Origin of the sequence: Agreia sp. Leaf283, assembly GCF_001422485.1 — a bacterium.
GTDB lineage: Bacteria > Actinomycetota > Actinomycetes > Actinomycetales > Microbacteriaceae > Agreia.
This window is the reverse complement of record NZ_LMNF01000001.1, coordinates 650,728-666,963: the sequence shown is the minus strand read 5'-3', so window position 1 is coordinate 666,963 and position 16,236 is coordinate 650,728. Positions and strand designations below refer to the sequence as shown.

Below are 16,236 nucleotides of genomic sequence, written 5' to 3'. Positions count from 1 at the left end.
GTCAGTGGGGTGACGGGCAGGTAAGGCGGAAATGTCCTGGCCCGTGTTCGCTTCGGGAGCCGTCAGGCAGTGCGATGACGGCGACCGAGTCGGCCGGCACGGTCACCTCGAGCGTGAACAACGCCGTCGTTCGGTGCCAGTCGACGACGATGTCGCCTTGCGGTGACTGGAATGTGTAGCCCGCCGACTCGAGGTCCCCGCCAAGCACGGGTCGCACGACGAAGCTCTTCCAACCGGCTGAACCGGGGCTCTGACGCAGCCCGACGACGTGCTCGTGGAGGAAGCGTATGACGGCGCCCTTGCTGTAGTGGTTGAGCGACTCGTGGGCGTGACCGTGCTCGTCGATACCGTCCCAGTCTTCCCAGACCGTCGTCGCTCCGCGGTCCAGCATGCCGAGCCACGACGGAGTGCCGTGGCGTTCGAGCAGCCGGTAGGCGAGGTCGGAATGGCCGTGATCGGCGAGGGCTCCGAGCAGCAGGCCGCTCGAGAGGAACCCGGTGCTGAGCCGGTCGTCGGCCTCGTGCACGAGTTGCGCGAGACGGTCGGCGGCGGGGGCGACAAGGTCGTCGGGGAGGAGGTCGAAGACGAGGGCGCGCACATAGGCTGCCTGCGTATCGTCGCGGGTGCGGCCGTCTGCAGTAAGGAACTCCGTCTGCCAGGCGACCTTCACCTGCTCGGCGATGTCGACGTAGTGGGCGGAGGCGGTCTCGTCGCCGAGCACCTCGGCAGCCCGGGCGAGCGTTCGTGCTGACAGGTGGAGATAGGCGGTGCCGACCTCGCCCCGGTCGGCCGACATATAGGCGTAGGGATTCTCGGCCATCGGGTCGATGAGGCTGCCGTCGGCACGGCGCTTCTTGGGCTCGAGCCATTCGCCATAGTGGAAGGGTCCGTCCCAGATGAAGCGCTCATGGGGTTGCGGCTCTGCGGAGCGGGCGAAGCGGTCGGGGTGGCGCAGACTCTCAGCGAGGCCGAGTGCGTACTCGACCCAGCCGCGCATCGACTCCCAGGACTCTTGGAGCACGGCGGTATCGCCGTAGGCCTCGTGGATGGTCCAAGGCACGAGCACGAGGGCATCGCCCCATCCTGCGGCGCCGCCGAGAACCCGTGTGGGCAGTTCGGGATGGTGCTTGATCCGCAGTGAGTCGGGCGAGAATGCGGCGGGCAGTCCTTCGGGAGTCTGGTCGTCACGCACCGATTGCAGCCATTTGCGCGAGAACGCCTCGACGTCGTAGAGCATGGTCGCTACTGGAGAGAAGACCTGGTAGTCGCCGGTCCAGCCGGAGCGTTCCCGGGTCGGGCAATCTGTCGGCACGTCGACGATGTTGCCGCGAAAGCTCCAGAGCGCCGCTTCATGCAGCCGTGTGAGCTCGTCGGACGACGATCGGAACCAGCCGCGTCGCCTCACGTCGGAGTGCACCACGATCACCGTGAGGTCGTCGATCGACAGGGTGCGACCGGGATGCTCGATGCGGGCGAATTGGAAGCCGTGCACGGTGTGGCGCGGTTCGAACACGACGTGTTCTCCGTTGGAGATGACCGTGTCGGTCTGGTGGAACGCCAGCCGATCTCCCTGCGGCGTCGTGAGATCGAGATGCGCGGTGGTCAGGTCGCCGACCGCGTCGAGGTGCTCGCCGAAGTGGAGCACGGTCTCGCTTCCCGTCGGCCCCACGTCGTCGAGCCGGAGCCAGCCCGAGAGGTTCTGGCCGGTATCGAGGAGAGAGACGCCATCGCTCAGCAGGGTGAGGGACGCCGGCCTGCGCTCCTCGATCCGCCGCACAGGGGGGCCGGGAGACCAGCTGGGCTCGGGCGGCGACACGATCCCGACACGCACGGGGAGACCATCGGTGAGGTCGGGCTCGATGCGCAGATCGGTGGTCTGGCCGCCCATCAGGTCGGCGCGCACGATCTGGCTCGGCAAGCTCGTCCAGGTGTCGTCGGAGGCGATGACCGAGCTCGATCCATCCTCGGCTGTGATCTCGAGCTGTACGAGGGCTGCTGTGGTCCGCCCCCAGACGTCGCGTCGCTGCACACCGCTGTTTCGCCCGCGGTACCAGCCGTCCGAGAGCACGACGTCGAGGACGTTCCGGCCGGGCCTGAGGAGATCGGAGACCGCGTACTGCTGGGCGTGCAGCGTCTCGTCGTAGCTGGTTGATCCGGGAGCGAGTTCGACATCGCCCACGCGCAGTCCGTTCAGGAACGTCTCGTAGAGCCCTAGCGCTGTGGCCGTAAGGAGACCGTCGGCCGCGGGCGAGTCCAGCTCGAAGACGCGTCGTAGAAGGTGGGCGCCGCGGTCGGGCGCGTCGGCATGTTCGGGGGTCTCTGCGGGGGAGATCCACTGCGGAGCATCCGGTGCTGTCAGATCGAAAGGACGCCGGGTCATCGGACCGACTTGACCTTGGTCGCGACGATGATTCCGCCGATGAGCGCCAGCACTGCGCCGGCCAGGTAGAGCGCGGTGTAGTTCTTGTCGGCGCCCACGGCTCCGATGGTGATGACGAGCGGTGCGATCAAGGGGGCGATGCCGCTGGGGATCTTCTGGGCGAACGCGACCACCGCGAGGTAGCGACCGGTCTGGGTGCGGTCGGGGATGACGGCGAACACGATGGCCTGGTCGACAGCGCTGAAGGCGGCGATGGCCAGCTGCATGATCAGCGAACCGATCAGAAGAGTCACGAAAGTGTGGGCGAAGGCCTCGGTGACGGCGCCGAAGACGAACAGCACGGCACCGATCAGGGCGAAGAGTTTACGTCGGCGCAGTTTGTCGGAGAGGAAGCCGGCGCCCAGCGCTCCGACGGTCGCCGCGGCGATGCCGATGAGGCCGATGATCGCCACGGTTCCGGCGACCTCCCTGACGGGCAGTCCGAGGCGCTGGGCGTAGAAGAAGGTTCCGAAAGAGGTATTGAAGTAGAGGCCCATGAAGAACAGGAAACGTCCGAGCCAGTTCCAGCCGAAGTCCGGGTGTTTGCGTGGGTTGAAGACGTAGCTAGCGAGGATCGTCTTGATCGAAACCGCCTGCGTTCGAACGATATCGACCGAGCTGCGTTCTTTCTTGAGCACAGTGAACAGCACGATGCAGACCAAGCCGACGAGGCCCGGGATCACGAAAACGAGGAGGGTGCTCGCGGCCACCGCGTAGGCGATGCCGATGCCCAGCACCGGCGCGACCTGCGCCAGCAAGCCCGTGACGGCTGAGATTCGGCCGCGCTGTTCCTCCGGGACGGTCTCGGCCTGGCGATTCTGAATCGCCTGACCCGCCGTCGCCCAGCCCATCAGGCCGATCACCCAGCCGAGCCCCACGATCAGGACGCTGGGTGCTGCGGCAATGACCAGCAGACCCACGATACCCAGCAGCCCACCGCCGATCATGAAGGGACTCCGGCGGCCGAAGCGCGATTGGAGACGGTCGCTCCATACGCCGATCAGAGGACTGGCGACGAGGTAGATGATCTGGGCGATACCAGTCACATAGCCGAGCACCTCTTCATGACCCGGGGCGAGTTCCGAGATTCGCACGGCGAGGGAGAACGACAGGGGCACGATGAATGCCATCGAGACGCCGAAGTTGGCGATGGCGGAGAGTGCGAGCCAGCTTCCCTTGACGCGGGCCATCGGCGCGGCTGCGTCGGCGCCCGCCGAAATGTCGTCAAGCTGTGGGCCCGCTGTGGGCCCGGCGCTCACGGGCTGAGCTGTTGCGCCATCTATGACGGCGTCGTGTTTCGTTGTGTGCTGCTCGTCCCTGGGCATGAGACTCCTTTGTCTGGGTGTATTCGTCGGGAAGGCCTGATCACCAGTCGTGGACGGTGCCGTCAGCCAGTCTGTTGTAGGGCAGGTAGGCCTGCACGTAGGGGTATTTGCCTGCTTCATCCATGTCGAGTTCGACACCGATTCCAGGCTTGTCGCCGGGGTGAAGCATCCCGTCGTTCCAAGTGAAGGACTGCTGGAAGACCTGATCGGTCTTGGTGCCGTGCTTCATGTACTCCTGGATGCCGAAATTGTGGATGGCGAGGCCGAGGTGCATTGCCGCCGCCATACCGACGGGGGAGATATCGGTAGGACCGTGCATACCGGACTTGATCTGATATTGCGAGGCGTATTCGAGCACCTTCTTGAGGTGAGTGATGCCGCCGGTGTGGGTGACTGCGCTACGCACGTAGTCGATGAGCTGCTCTCGAACAATCAACTGGTAATCCCAGATGGTGTTGAAGATCTCGCCGATCGCAAGCGGGGTGGTGGAGTGCTGACGCACCAGGCGCAGAGCCTCTTGATTTTCTGCGGGCGTGCAGTCCTCAAGCCAGAACAGGTCGTAGGGCTCGAGTGACTTCGCGAGCTTCGCAGCCTGGATAGGCGTCATGCGGTGATGGGCATCGTGCAGCAACGGCAGGTCGGGACCGAATTCGTTGCGTACGGCCTCGAACACGGTGGGAATGTGTCGGAGGTAGGAGCGGGTGTCCCAGTCCTCTTCATTAGGTAGGGCGCCGCGTTGGGCCGGCTCGTGGTCGTATCGCACGCCCTTGTTCGCCTCGAACGTCGCGTTGGATGCGATGCCGTAGATCGACTTGAGGCCCGGAACGGCTGCTTGTACTCGAATGGCCTTGTAGCCCTGCTCCTGGTGCAGGCGGATGCTGTCGAAGATCTCTTGGTTCGTCTTGCCCGAGGCGTGCCCGTAGGCGAGGAGACCGGTACGGGAGGCGCCGCCGAGAAGCTGATACAGCGGCATGCCCGCGGCTTTGGCTTTGATGTCCCAGAGAGCGACATCGACTGCAGCAATGGCGGCCATGGTGACCGGGCCGCGCCGCCAGTAAGCCGATCGGTAGAGGAACTGCCACGTGTCTTCTATGTTCGAGGCGTCTCGGCCGATCAGAAGCGGTACGACGTGGTCGCGAAGGTAACTGACGACGGCGAGTTCGCGGCCGTTCAGCGTGGCATCGCCGAGGCCCGTCAGGCCGTCGTCGGTCGTCAATTTGAGCGTGACGAAGTTGCGGTCCGGGCTGGTGACGATGACTTCGGCCTGTTGGATCTTCATGAGCGTCTTTCGGTGTGGGCGCGAGCAGACAGCCCTGCGCGGCGTTGCGGCGATCGAGGACAGTACAGCAGATGAGAAGCACTTTGGCAAGCGATTGCCCACAGGAATTATATAGGAACGTACCTTCTTGGCATGTAGTGCGGCAATCGGTTGACATAACGCCTGTCGCTGGACAGAATACTGAGCATGCACGAACCACGACGGCGTGATCCTGACCGCTTGTTCCCCGTAGACCCGGTGACCCGCGGTATCGCTCGCGACCTCTACCAGCGAGTCGCTGAGGCCCCGATCATCTCCCCCCATGGGCACGTACCGATCGACTGGCTGGCGAACGATACGCCGTTCGCCGATCCCGCTGCGCTGTTCGTCACCCATGATCACTACGTCACTCGATTGCTGCACGCCTCCGGCGTCTCGTTCGACGATCTCGGTCTCGGTCAGGGCGCATCCGACCCGCGCGAGGTCTGGCGACTGTTGGCGTCGAACTGGCACTTGTTCGCAGGCACGTCCTCGGGCTACTGGCTCGAAGAGGAACTCGACGACCTCGGGGTGGCTGCGGAACTTTGCGCCGACACGGCCGATGAGACCTACGACGCCATCGCAATGAAGCTCGCCCTTCCTGAGTGGCGGCCGAGGTCGCTCTTCGAGCGTTTCGGCATCGACGTGCTCGCGACGACAGACGATCCGCTCGACGACCTCGCGCAGCACGTCGCGGTGGCCGACGCGCTCGCCGGCCGAGTCCTGGCCACGTTCCGCCCGGACCGCTACCTCGATCCCGATGCTCCCGCCTTCGCAGAGAACGTCGAACGCCTCCTCGGGGAGGCGGCCTTTCCCTCGACGTTCGTCGGATATCTAGCCGCGCTTGCAGATCGGCGCCGGCACTTCATTCGCCACGGCGCGGTGTCGGCCGACCACGGCGTGGAGGAGCCACTCACGATCGATCTCGAATCCGCACGGGCCGAACAACTCTTCCAGTCCGTGCTGCGCGGACGCGCCAGCTCCGAAGAGAAGCGGTTGTTCCGCGGGCACATGCTCTTCCAGATGGCCCGGATGAGCGTCGAGGACGGTCTGGTCATGACCGTGCACGCCGGAGTTCTCCGCAACCACAGCACTTCCACCCTCCGTACCTACGGGCCCGACACCGGCCATGACATCCCGGTGCCGGTGGATTTCACGCGTGGATTGCGTCCGCTGCTCGAGGCCTTCGGCCTCGCTCCCGGGTTCCATCTCGTGCTCTTCGGCATCGACGAATCCGTCTACTCCCGGGAGCTCGCCCCGCTCGCCGGCTTCTACCCGAGCGTGTACATCGGGGCGCCCTGGTGGTTCCTCGACGCCCCCGACTCGATTGGACGCTTTCGCTCCGCCACGACCGAGACGGCGGGTTTCTCTCGTGGCTCGGGATTCATCGACGATACCCGTGCGTTCCTGTCCATTCCCGCTCGACACGACATGGCGCGCCGCGCAGACTCTGCGTTTCTTGCCCGCCTCGTCGTGGAGGGGCGCATCCGAGCACAGCAGGCGGAACGAATCGCTGACGATCTCGTGGGGCCGCTGCCTCGGCGGGTGTTCAAGCTATGACCGGGACCAGCGCGCACCCGACTCATACTGCGCTCGAGCGTGACCGCCCGGCCCCTCCGGTGCGCATCGTGCATCTCGGGCTCGGCGCTTTTTCTCGTTCTCACCTTGCCTGGTACACCCAGAACGCCAGTGACGGCGATGAGTGGGGCATTTCGGCCTATACCGGCAGCAGCCGGACGCTCGCGGAGTCGCTCACCAGCCAGGACGGCGTCTACACGCTCATCGCTCGAGATCCCGACGGCGACCGCACTGAACTCATCCGAAGCATCGTCCGTGCGCGATCCGGCGACGACATCGAGTCCCTCCTCGCCGATGTCGCCTCGCCGTCAACCGTGATAGTCACCCTCACGATCACCGAGAGGGGCTATCGATCGACTGCGGACGGATCGCCCGATGTCGGGGATCCGGCGGTCGTCGAGGACCTCGCTCTGCTCGCTGCCGCCAGCTCGCAGCCTCTGTCCGAACGCGCACCTCGCACGGTGCTGGCAAAACTCGTTCTCGGTCTCGAGGAGCGACGCCGTCACGGCGGCGGCGCTATCGCACTGCTCTCCTGCGACAATCTTCCCGATAACGGGGGCCGCTTGGAGCGGACAGTGATGGGTCTCGCACGCGCACTGTCTCCCGAGCTCGTGGAGTGGATCGCCCGTGAGGTGAGCTTCCCCTCGAGCTCAGTCGATCGGATCACGCCCCGGATCATGGAGGCAGAGCTCGATCTGCTGTCCGACATCACCGACGATCTCGCGCCCGTCGTCGCAGAGCCGTTCAGTGACTGGGTCATTTCGGGCACGTTCCCGGGCGGGAGACCGCGCTGGGAAACGGCCGGCGCCCGCTTCGTCGACGACCTGCATCCCTGGGAAGCCCGAAAGCTCTGGATGTTGAACGGGTCCCATACGCTTCTCGCCTGCCTCGGGCTTCTGCGCGGCCTGTCCACCGTCGCTGAAGCCATCGCCGACCCCGTTTGTCGCCAGGCCGTCGACGAGCTGTGGGACGAAGACGCCGCCTGTCTGCCGTCCGGCCTCGACCTCTCGTCTTACAGGGCAGCGCTGTTGACGCGCTTCGCGAATGATCGTATCGAGCATCGTCTCGAACAGATCGCCAGCGACAGTTTCGCGAAGTTGCGGCTACGCATCGCCCCGGTGGCGGAGACCCTTCTCGCCCGCGGTGAGCAGTCGCCTGCCACGGCCGTCGCGATCGCCGCGTGGATCGCCGCGTGCGATCGCGGTGTCCTCCCGCCCGGGGCCGGGCCGAAGCCCGCCGACGGGGAGACGACTCTTTCGATCGTGGGCCGACTCAGCGCGCCCCTGGCCACAAACTTCGGCTATGTCAATTCCGTCGAAGATTTTGGCAATCGGTTGTCAAGCACCTGTTTCATCTGATTTACTAGCCCCAAGGCCTCTCCCGCCACCTGATTGTCAAGCGGTTGCAGGGGTGTTTCTGACAAAGGAGTTCGAGAAGCATGTCGACGCACATTCAGTGGAGCCTCGGCGATGAGGTCGGCGATCGATGATCACCTATATCGCCAAGCGTCTCGGGACGGGCGTGATCCTCGCCCTCCTGGTGACCTTCATCACGTTCTTGCTCTTGTCGACATCGTTCGGTGATGTGGCCCGAACGATTCTGGGACAGTCAGCCACTCCGGAGAACACCGCGGCTCTCATGACGGCCAAGGGGTGGGATAGGCCGGTGATCGTGCAGTACGGCGACTGGCTGCTCAGCGCCCTCCGCGGCGACTTCGGTACGTCTGTCTACACGTCGCTTCCGGTAGGGCCCTCGGTGGTTCAGCGCCTTCTGGTCACCCTGTCGATCATCGTGCCGGCTCTCCTGATCACGGCTGTGATCTCCACGATGCTGGGCGTCTGGGCCGCGACCCGCGGCGGTGTCGTCGACCGGATCGCGCAGGGCATCTCGCTGATCGGCTACATCGTGCCCGGCCTGCTGCTGGCCATCGGGCTGGTCGTCATCTTCGCGGTTCAACTGAAGTTGCTTCCAGCCACCGGATACACCCCGCTCGCCGACGACCCGGCCGCGTGGATTCGCAGTATCACGATTCCGGTCATCGTGCTCACCATCGGCGGCGTCGCCAACATGTCGGCCCAGGTGCGCGGTCGCATGATCGATGAGCTGCGCAGAGACTACGTTCGCACCCTCCGTACCCGTGGAGTCTCATCCACCTCGATCGTCGTGAAGCACGCCCTTCGCAATGCGGGCAGCCCGGCACTGACTGTCATGTCGCTGGAGTTCATCCAGATGTTCGGCGCGGCCCTCATCATCGAGAACGTCTTCGCCTTGCCCGGCTACGGCAGCTTCGCCTTCAACGCGTCTCTCCAGGGCGACATCCCGGTGATCCTCGGTATCACCGCATTCGGCGTGGCGCTCGTCACGATCGTCAACCTCACCACAGACCTCCTCAACGGATGGCTCAACCCGAAAGCGAGAGACCATTGACCCGGCGAATCGAGCCGGTGACGAAGTCGGTCACCGCCCCCAGCACGTCGTCCATCGCGGTCGCCAGGGCGAACGGCGGCGCGACGCCCCGAACGCCGCTGTGGAAGAAGCTCCTCAGGGACCCTCAGGCTGTCGTGACCACGGGCATCCTGGTCGTGATCTTCGCCCTCGGTCTGCTCACTCCGCTGATCGCCCCGCATGGACCCAACGAATCCGTGCTCAGTATGGTGAACGCTCCACCCGGCACTCCGGGCTACCCGCTTGGAGCCGATGAATCGGGCCGGGACATCTTCAGTCGCCTGCTTCACTCGATCAACACGGCCGCGATCTCCGCCATCCTCGGCACCGGAGTCGCCCTGATCGTCGGCATCACGGCCGGTCTGATCGGCGGATACTTCGGCCGCGCAACTCGAGCCACCACCGAGTGGATCTTCAGCCTCATCATGACCTTCCCGGGACTGCTGCTGCTGATCATCCTCATGCCCGTCACCGGAGGGGATTACCGAGCAACGATGTTGATCTTCGGTGTCCTGCTCGCGCCCGGCATCTACCGCATCGTTCGTAACCTCGTGCTGGGTGTCAAGAACGAGCTCTACGTCGACGCCGCCCGTGTCTCGGGCGTCGGGACTCTTCGCATCCTGGGCCGTCACGTACTCACGGTGGTACGCGGGCCGATCATCATCGCCGCTGCGTTCATGGTGGGCTCGACGATCGCCGTGCAGTCTGGCCTTGCCTTTCTCGGAGTAGGGTCGCTCGAGATACCGAGTTTCGGTGCGATGATCTCGTCCGGCTTCCGCAACCTCTATATCGCCCCGACCCAGTTTCTCTGGCCCAGCCTCCTGCTCGGGCTGATCACCGCCTCGCTGGTGCTGCTCGGCAACTCTCTTCGCGACGCATTCGAGGGCTCGAAGCCAAAGCCGTCGAAAGTCGGAGCCGGTCAGCGCGTCGCCGAGATCGACGCAGAAACCCTCGCGGTTCCGCCCGCCGTCCTTCTCGGAGTGAGGGGCCTGGCCATCGCGTACCCGACACCCAGCGGCGACTTGATCGAGGTCGTGAAAGGCGTCGACCTCGACATCGCTCGGGGCGAAGTGCTCGGCCTTGTGGGTGAATCGGGGTCCGGCAAATCGCAGACCGCGTTCGCGACCTTGGGAGTACTGCCGAATGAGGCCGTGATCACCGGCGGCTCGATCCTGTTCGAGGGCCGTGAGCTGATCGGGCTCTCCGACGCCCAGATGCGCCCGCTTCGTGGCAAGGCGATCGCCTACATTCCTCAGGAGCCGATGTCGAACCTCGACCCGTCCTACCGTGTCGGCTCGCAGCTCGTCGAAGGAGTGCGCTCGGCCCTGGGCATCTCTAAAAAGGAGGCGAAGTCCCGGGTGCTTGCGCTGCTCGAGCGCTGCGGCATCGCCGATCCGGCGCGCACGTTCGACTCCTACCCGCACCAGATCTCGGGCGGTATGGCCCAGCGCGTGCTCATCGCCGGCGCCGTTGCCAGTCGACCGAAACTCCTGATTGCGGATGAGCCGACCACGGCGCTCGACGTGACAGTGCAAGCCGAGATCCTCGATCTGCTGCGCGATCTGCAGTCGGAGCTCGACATGGCCGTGCTGATCGTCACCCACAACTTCGGTGTGGTCGCCGACCTCTGTGACCGTATCGCGGTGATGAGGCAGGGCCGGATCGTCGAGACAGGCCTGGCCGCGCAGATCTTCGGCGACCCGCAGCACGAGTACACCAGGACACTGCTCGGAGCGATCCTGGACGAGTCGTCGTACCGCACCGACCCGCCGGTCACGGCGCCGACCCAAGGAGGACAGGCATGACCCTGCTCGAGATAGACGGCCTGCGGGTCGCCTTCCCAGGACGCGGCTTCCGGGCCGCTCCCAACGAGGTGCTTCACGGGGTGTCGCTGTCCGTAGCGCCCGGGGAGACGCTGGGACTGGTCGGTGAGTCCGGGTCGGGCAAGACGACCATCGGACGAGCCGTCCTCGGCCTGGTCAAGCCGTCAGGCGGCGCGATCCGATTCGAGGGGCGGGAGATCGGCGGGCTGCAGGGCCGCGCACGGCGTGGTCTGTCCGATGACATTCAAGTGGTCTTCCAAGACCCCTACTCCTCGCTCAACCCTTCTCTCACGATCGGCGACACGCTTTCGGAACCCCTGATAATCCAGGGTGCCACCCGGCGTGACGCTCGCGCACGGGTACGAACCCTTCTCGATCAGGTGGGGCTGCCGTCCGACGCGGTCGAACGGCTGCCGCGCGAATTCTCCGGCGGGCAGCGGCAGCGCGTCGCAATCGCCCGCGCACTCGGTCCGCGGCCCAAACTCATCGTGTGCGACGAGCCGGTCTCAGCCCTCGACCTCACGACGCAGGCTCTGGTGATGGATCTGCTCGTCGACATCCAGAGGCAGACGGGTGTGGCATACCTCTTCGTCTCGCATGACCTCACCGTCATCAGGCACATCAGTCATCGAGTGGCAGTGCTCTACCGCGGCGACCTGGTAGAGACCGGTGCCGCCGTCGACGTCACGTCGAAGCCGGAGCATCCCTACACTCGCACCCTGCTTCTGGCGGCCCCCGTCGCCGACCCCGCTGAGCAGCGCCGCCGCCGAGACGAGCGGAGGGCAACCGCTTCGGCGGGGGTAGACCGATGAGCGTCCTGATCATCCCGGGATTCCACCCCGACCCCACCATCTGTCGTGTCGGCGAGCGGTACTACCTCGCGACATCGAGTTTCGAGTACTTCCCCGGAGTACCGCTCTACACAAGCATCGATCTGGTCGAGTGGAAGCTCGTGGGCAACGTTCTGAACCGCCCGTCGCAGCTTCAGACTCGTTCAGGGATCGATGGCGCAAGCGGAGGAATCTACGCCCCTACCCTGCGCCACCACGGCGGTCTGTTCTGGCTCGTCACAACGAATATCCACGACGTCGCCCGAGGGCACGTGATCGTGCACGCCGAAAGTCCAGAGGGGCCATGGTCCGAGCCGGTGCACGTGCCGGGCCTCATCGGCATCGATCCCGACCTGCACTGGGACGACGACGGCGTGTGCCGCCTGACCTGGTCCGACGTCATTCGCGGCGGCATCTCGCAGGCCGTCATCGACCCGCTCCAGGGCACCGTGCTCTCCGAGTCGTACGGTATTTGGAACGGCACCGGCGGCGCACATGCCGAAGGCCCCCACATACACTCTCGGAACGGCTGGTTCTACCTCCTCGCCGCTGAGGGCGGAACCGGAGCGGGACACATGGTCACGGTGGCCCGATCACGAGCCGTCGACGGACCATACGAATCACACCCGGCGAATCCGATCCTGACCCACCGCAGTAGCTCGTCACCCGTACAGTCCACCGGTCACGCCGATCTCGTCGAGCTATCGAACGGCGACTGGGCACTCGTCCATCTGGGGACCCAGCCTCGAGGATCGTTTCCGCGCTGGCACACGAATGGCCGAGAAACCTTCCTAGCCGGCATCGACTGGATGGACGACTGGCCCGTGGTTGTGGAGGACCGCTTCACCCCTGCAGACGATTCGCTGGGTTTCGTCGACACGTTCACCACGGAAGCACTGCATCCCCGATGGGTGTCCCCCGGAGCGAACCCCGTGGAATTCGCCATTCCGGGACCAGAGGGCTTGGCACTCGCCGCAGGCCGGTCCGGCGACGCCAGCGCCGCTGAGCGGATGCTCGCCACCCGGATCGAGCACCTCGAATGGACCGTCTCGGCCGAGGGCTCCGGAGACTTCGCGCTGTCGGTGCGCATCGATGACGAACACCAGGCGATCGTCGAGCGTGTCGGCGGCGAAGCACGAGCCAAGGTCGTCATCGGCCCGCTCACGCAGGTGGTCGCGAGTTTCGAGGGGGTACCGCCCTCGGCGCGGCTCGTCATCAGATCCGTTCCATTCGATGGACCGCTGGGCGAACGGAAGGGACCGGACAGGATCGTGCTTGCATACACCGACGACCAGGAACACCACCTCTTCGCTCTCGACGGCCGTTACCTCTCTACCGAGGTGGCAGGCGGCTTCACCGGCCGGATGGCCGGCGTCGAGGCGCTCGGAAACGACGCCACCATCACCCGCTTCGAATACACAACCTCAACCGAAACAAGCGCGACACCGAAGGATCAACGATGAGCATCACTTTCCCGAACGACTTTCTCTGGGGCGCGTCGACCGCCGGACACCAGATCGAGGGCAACAACGTCAACAGCGATTGGTGGGCGCGCGAGCAGGTGACCCCAGGAATGGAGCTCTCCGGCGATGCCTGCGACAGCTACCACCGCTACGGCGAAGATATCGCCCTCCTGGCCGAGGCCGGCCTCGACTCCTACCGGTTCAGCTTCGAGTGGTCGCGCATCGAACCGATCGAGGGTCACTTCTCTCGGGCCGAGCTCGCGCACTACCGGCGAATGATCGATGCCTGCCTCGAGGCCGGCGTCACGCCGGTCATCACCCTCCAGCACTTCACCACCCCGCAATGGTTCGCCGAAGCCGGGGGCTGGTCGGCGCCAGAGGCATCGGAGAAGTTCGCTCGCTACGTCGCCGAGGCCTGCACAGTACTCGACGGGGTCGAGTGGGTCGTCACGATGAACGAGCCCAACATGCAGGCCGCCATCATGACCGCCATGAAGCGGATGCAGCAATCGGCGGACGGCAGTTGGACGAGCCCCACCGTCGAGCACGCCACTGACGAAGAGCGTCAGCGCGCCTCCCGTAATTTCCTCGCGAACGCCGATCCCGAGATCGGTCGGATGTTCGTGCGCATCCACCACGCCGCCCGTGCGGTCGTGCGAGAGAAGACATCCGCTCAGGTCGGCTGGACGATCGCCGCCGGAGCATTGACCGCCGCCCCCGGCGGCGAAGACAAGCTGGCCGAGATCCGCTACGGCAAGGAGGACGTGTTCTGGGAGGGCAGTCGCGGCGACGACTTCGTGGGGGTCCAGGCATACTCCAGTCAGGAGGTCGACGCCCTCGGTCTCGTGCCGCACCCCGTCTCTCCCGACAACACCCTCGTCGGCACGTCGTACCGTCCGGACTCGCTGGCGATGGCTGTGCGCCACGCATGGGAGGTGACCGAAGGTGTACCCGTGCTGATCACCGAGAACGGCATCGCCACGAGCGACGACGAGCAGCGCATCCGATACACGGCCGAGGCCCTGCATGGCCTTCACGACACCATCGAAGAGGGTGTCGACGTGCGCGGCTACCTGCACTGGAGCCTTCTCGACAACTTCGAGTGGGGTCACTGGGAGCCGACCTTCGGCCTGATCGCCATCGACCGCGAGACCTTCGTTCGCACGCCGAAGCCCAGCCTCAACTGGCTCGGCGAAGTCGCTCGCCGCAACGCACTCGTCTGACACCCACCTCGATCTGCCCGAAGGACTTGAAATGCTGAAACCTCGTTCCACCCCCACCCGTGAACTCGTCAACCTCGACGGCGTCTGGCGATTCGCGATCGACTCGCGTGTCGGCGACCGACCATGGACCGCCCTGCTCGACACCCCCTTGGAAGCGGCCGTTCCGGCGAGCTACAACGACCTCTTCGTCGACGCCGAGATCCGCGACCACGTGGGGTGGGTCTACTACCAGCGCTCCGTGCGTGTTCCACGGGGTTGGGCCAATGAGCGAATCCTGCTGCGGTTCGACGCTGCCACCCACGCCGCGAAGGTGTACGTGAACGACGATCTGGTCGGGGAGCACATCGGTGGCTACACACCGTTCGACATCGACCTCACCGACACGATCTCTGCCGGTGAGGAGTTCCGGCTCACCGTCGCGGTCAGCGGCGACCTGACTAACGAGACCATCCCGCCAGGCAAGATCGAGGTGGGGATGGACGGACGTAAGAAGCAGGTCTACTTCCACGACTTCTACAACTATGCCGGCCTCGCGCGCTCGGTCTGGCTGCACAGCGAGCCGCTGTCTCGCGTAACAGACGTCACCGTGGTCACCGGCTTCGAGGGTGCGACCGGTTCGGTCGACTACCGAGTCGAGACCGACGGCACAGGCGAGGTCGCCGTGCGGCTTTCGGATGCCGCAGGTGTTGTCGTGGCCCAGGGAAGCGGACCACGTGGAACACTCGAGGTCGCAGACGTCACGCTGTGGAAGCCGGGTGCCGCCTATCTCTACGAATTGACCGTCGAACTGCACGACGCGGGCTCCGTCGTCGACAGCTACCCGGTCGCGGTCGGAGTGCGCACGGTCGAGGTGCGCGGGCACGAGTTCCTGATCAACGGTCAGCCTTTCTATTTCACGGGCTTCGGCAAGCACGAGGACACGGCTGTGCGTGGCAAGGGCCATGACAACGCCTTCCTCGTCCATGACTTCCAGCTTCTGGAGTGGGCAGGTGCGAACTCGTTCCGAACCTCGCATTACCCCTATGCCGAGGAGGTGCTCGACTTCGCCGACCGCCACGGCATCGTCGTCATCGACGAGACCGCTGCCGTCGGACTCAACATGGGCGTGGTCGGTGGAATGTCCGGCACGCCCCCGTTCCCCACGTTCTCGGAGCAATACGCCGGCGCCGCTACGCAGGCGGCTCATGCCCAGCACATTCGTGAACTGATCACGCGAGACAAGAACCACCCCTCCGTCGTGATGTGGTGCATCGCCAACGAGCCCGCCTCGAATGAGGAAGGCGCGCTCGAGTATTTCACCCCCTTGGTCGAACTGGCCCGAGAGCTGGATCCCACCAGGCCCCTCACCTACGCGCTGGTCATGTTCGCAACGTTCCAGAACGACAAGATCGTCGACCTGTTCGACGTCGTGAGCATGAACCGCTACTACGGGTGGTACATCACTCCTGGCGACCTCACCACGGCCGAGCAGTACCTGCAGGGCGATATCCAGGGGTGGGTGGATCGAACGGGCAAGCCAATCATCATGTCCGAATACGGCGCCGATACACAGCCCGGCGTTCACTCCGTCTGGGACCAGCCATGGACCGAGGAATACCAGGCTTCGTTCCTCGAGATGTATCACCGGGTGTTCGACCGGTTCCCGCAGTTCGTCGGCGAGCAGGTGTGGAACTTCGCCGACTTCGCCACCTCGAACGGCATCCACCGGGTCGAAGGCAACAAGAAGGGCGTGTTCACGCGGGACCGCAAGCCGAAGGCGGCGGCGTGGGCGCTGCGCAAGCGGTGGCGGGGACTCGAGGGTCGGAAGCCGGGTAGTGACGGAGAATAAGCGGT

Annotated in this window: 11 protein-coding genes; 8 read left to right on the top strand and 3 right to left on the bottom strand. The window is 65.1% G+C overall.

What is annotated here, in order from left to right; genetic code table 11:
* Position 1 precedes the first annotated feature (1 nt).
* The 3 genes from ASF51_RS02960 to manD form a co-directional block, all read right to left on the bottom strand.
* A complete protein-coding gene (locus tag ASF51_RS02960) occupies positions 2–2,380 on the bottom strand; it encodes an alpha-L-rhamnosidase (RefSeq protein WP_055924939.1) in 2,379 nt (792 codons plus the stop codon).
* Positions 2,377–3,609 (bottom strand): MFS transporter, encoded by a 1,233-nt coding sequence (locus ASF51_RS02955; RefSeq protein ID WP_235497111.1) that lies wholly within the window; start codon positions 3,607–3,609, stop codon positions 2,377–2,379. The genes ASF51_RS02960 and ASF51_RS02955 overlap by 4 nt, the downstream gene beginning before the upstream one ends.
* A gap of 175 nt (positions 3,610–3,784) precedes the next feature.
* A complete protein-coding gene (manD, locus tag ASF51_RS02950; protein WP_055924932.1) occupies positions 3,785–5,023 on the bottom strand; it encodes a D-mannonate dehydratase ManD in 1,239 nt (412 codons plus the stop codon).
* A gap of 186 nt (positions 5,024–5,209) precedes the next feature.
* On the opposite strand from manD, the gene uxaC reads away from it, so the two are divergent.
* From uxaC to uidA, 8 genes are all read left to right on the top strand, one after another.
* The gene (gene uxaC / locus ASF51_RS02945; RefSeq protein WP_055924929.1) at positions 5,210–6,601 is read left to right on the top strand and encodes a glucuronate isomerase; all 1,392 of its coding nucleotides are present in this window, start codon (positions 5,210–5,212) and stop codon (positions 6,599–6,601) included.
* 59 nt (positions 6,602–6,660) lie between these two features.
* On the top strand, positions 6,661–7,977 hold the full coding sequence (locus ASF51_RS02940) for a mannitol dehydrogenase family protein (protein WP_055924926.1): 1,317 nt from the start codon (positions 6,661–6,663) through the stop codon (positions 7,975–7,977).
* Between the two features lie 127 nt (positions 7,978–8,104).
* A complete protein-coding gene (locus tag ASF51_RS02935; RefSeq protein WP_055924922.1) occupies positions 8,105–9,046 on the top strand; it encodes an ABC transporter permease in 942 nt (313 codons plus the stop codon).
* Entirely contained in the window at positions 9,016–10,869 is a 1,854-nt protein-coding gene (locus ASF51_RS02930) for a dipeptide/oligopeptide/nickel ABC transporter permease/ATP-binding protein (protein WP_082479501.1), read from the top strand. The genes ASF51_RS02935 and ASF51_RS02930 overlap by 31 nt, the downstream gene beginning before the upstream one ends.
* Complete coding sequence (locus ASF51_RS02925; RefSeq protein WP_055924919.1) at positions 10,866–11,699, top strand: ATP-binding cassette domain-containing protein; 834 nt, start codon at positions 10,866–10,868, stop codon at positions 11,697–11,699. Before ASF51_RS02930 ends, ASF51_RS02925 begins: the two co-directional genes overlap by 4 nt.
* On the top strand, positions 11,696–13,180 hold the full coding sequence (locus ASF51_RS02920; protein ID WP_055924916.1) for a glycoside hydrolase family 43 protein: 1,485 nt from the start codon (positions 11,696–11,698) through the stop codon (positions 13,178–13,180). Before ASF51_RS02925 ends, ASF51_RS02920 begins: the two co-directional genes overlap by 4 nt.
* Complete coding sequence (locus ASF51_RS02915; RefSeq protein ID WP_055924913.1) at positions 13,177–14,403, top strand: glycoside hydrolase family 1 protein; 1,227 nt, start codon at positions 13,177–13,179, stop codon at positions 14,401–14,403. The genes ASF51_RS02920 and ASF51_RS02915 overlap by 4 nt, the downstream gene beginning before the upstream one ends.
* Before the next feature lie 31 nt (positions 14,404–14,434).
* Positions 14,435–16,231, top strand: coding sequence for a beta-glucuronidase (uidA, locus tag ASF51_RS02910; protein ID WP_055924910.1), 1,797 nt, complete (start codon positions 14,435–14,437; stop codon positions 16,229–16,231).
* The last annotated feature ends 5 nt before the right edge of the window (positions 16,232–16,236 follow it).